Origin of the sequence: Streptomyces specialis (assembly GCF_001493375.1) — a bacterium.
Classification (GTDB): Bacteria; Actinomycetota; Actinomycetes; order Streptomycetales; family Streptomycetaceae; genus Streptomyces; species Streptomyces specialis.
Genome location: NZ_LN929757.1, coordinates 175,312 through 177,373, shown reverse-complemented (window position 1 = coordinate 177,373; position 2,062 = coordinate 175,312). Strand labels below are relative to the sequence as shown.

General features: G+C 70.7%; 2 protein-coding genes. Both read left to right on the top strand.

The window, feature by feature from the left end:
* Positions 1–270 precede the first annotated feature (270 nt).
* On the top strand, positions 271–1,026 hold the full coding sequence (locus BN2279_RS02050; RefSeq protein ID WP_059005950.1) for a histidine kinase dimerization/phosphoacceptor domain-containing protein: 756 nt from the start codon (positions 271–273) through the stop codon (positions 1,024–1,026).
* A gap of 206 nt (positions 1,027–1,232) precedes the next feature.
* Positions 1,233–2,057, top strand: coding sequence for a phosphatase PAP2 family protein (locus BN2279_RS02045; RefSeq protein WP_079031741.1), 825 nt, complete (start codon positions 1,233–1,235; stop codon positions 2,055–2,057).
* Positions 2,058–2,062: the final 5 nt, after the last annotated feature.

Genomic DNA, 2,062 nt, shown 5'->3' with positions numbered 1-2,062 from the left:
TCGTAATGTAGCCGGCGACCACCGAGATCGACACTATCCTCTTCGTCGGCAGCGTCAGAGGGGTATAAGAGACAGGTCACATGGACCTCCCAGAATGCGGCTGACGCCACTGTAAGCCATGGGAGTGACATCCAGTCACTGTGCGCGAGAACGCCCCGTGGCCACGGGGACACCACGCCGCGTTCGCGACTTGGAGAGGATGCGCGGGTACCACGGAACCGGCCCGGGGGCCCGCCCGCCGGGCGCGCGGCCGGTCGTACGCTGGCCGCCATGGAAGCGGCAGGCGGATCCCCGCGCGGGGGCCTGGGCAGGGCGGACGCCGCCCGCGCCCTGGCGCTGCTCGTGCTGTGCGCGGCGAACATCGCTCTCGACCCGGGTCTGCGGCAGAACGGCCTCGCCGTGCCGGTCGGGGTGACGGCGGCCCTGGCGTCGGCCGTCGCGGTGTGCCGCCGGCTCCCGGAGCGGGCCCTGCTGCTGGGGTTCGCGGTCGTGGTGGTGCAGATCGCGTGGGAGGACGAACTGCCGGCCGCCGCGCTCGCGGCGTACGTCATCGTGGGCACGGTCGCGGCGCGCGGTGCCCAGTGGGCGGTACGGCTGGCGCTGTACGGCGGGCTGGCGGCGACGGCGGTGGCCGCGGCGCGGGAGGCGGACGGCCCGGCGCCGGCGTTGCAGTCGGCCCTGGTCCTGGCGGCGCCGTTCACGCTGAGCTGGGCGCTGGGGTACCGGGCGCGTTTCCGCCGCTGTCACCGGGCGCAGCTCGCGGAGCGCGACGCGGTGCTGGGGCGGTTGCGGGCCGCGCGGCGGGGGGCGGCCGTGGCCGCGCAACGGGTGCGGATATGCCAGGAGATGCTGGACATCACCGGGCACCGGGTCGCCGGGATGGTCGTGCAGGCGGAGGCCGCCGACCGGGTCCTCGACGTCGCGCCGGGGCGGGCGCGGGAGGTGCTGACGGACATCGCGGGCTGCGCGCGGGAGTCGGAGACGGATCTGCGCCGGACCTCGGACCTGCTGCGCGGCCGGGACTGAGCACCCGGGGCCGCCGGCGGTGCCGGTGCCGGTGATCCCGGGTTTCGTATGGCGGCACCCGTGGAAGACCGTAAACTCTGTTCGGGGAACAGAAGATCGAAGCGTGAACTGCTTGAAATGTTCACGCTGTACGGCCGGTCCGCCACGTCTGCCATTCGGGAATACTGCCTATGCCGAGCCCAGAGGTGCTGAAGCGAGCATTCGCCATGCGACGCCGAAAGCGTTCCGCACGGTCGTCGAGACCACCGCTGATACGCGAGTTGCTGCTCATCATCGTGCTCTACACGGGCTACAAATTCGGCAGGAAACTGGCCAACGGCCAGTTCACCGAGGCTTATGAGAACGCGGACCGGATCTGGGACCTGGAGCGGGCCGTCAGGCTGCCCAGCGAGGCGTGGGTGCAGGAGCTGGTGCTGCACAGCGAGTCGCTGATCCGTTCCATCAACGTGTACTACGCGACGGTGCACTTCCCGGCGATGGCCCTCTTCGTCGTCTACATGTACTGGCGGCGTCCCGACCACTATCTCTGGTTCCGGCGCGTGCTGACCTGGCTCACCGCGGGCGGCCTCGCGCTGCATCTGCTGGTCCCGCTGGCCCCGCCCCGGCTGTTCCGGACCGAGGACATGATCGACACCAGCGCGGTCTACGGACCCGGGGTGTACGAGGAGCCCGACCCGGACTCGATGTCCAACCAGTTCGCCGCGATGCCCTCGCTGCACGTCGGCTGGGCCGTGCTGATCGCCCTGGTCCTGATCGTGGTGACCCGGGGTCGCTGGCGCTGGCTGTGGCTGATCCACCCGGCGATCACCGTGCTCGCGGTCGTCTCCACCGGCCACCACTACTGGATGGACGGCATCGTGGCCTGCGCGATCCTGGCGATCGTCCTGGCCGTCCTCCGCCCGCCGGCCGTCTCCCGGCCGCCGGTCACGATCCTCGAACCGCCGCGGACCCCGACGGCCGTCGCCTCCACTACACTTCTTCGATCCCCCGCGACAGGCAGCAATCTCGTCTGCCGTTTTCTCCTTCGCTAATAAAT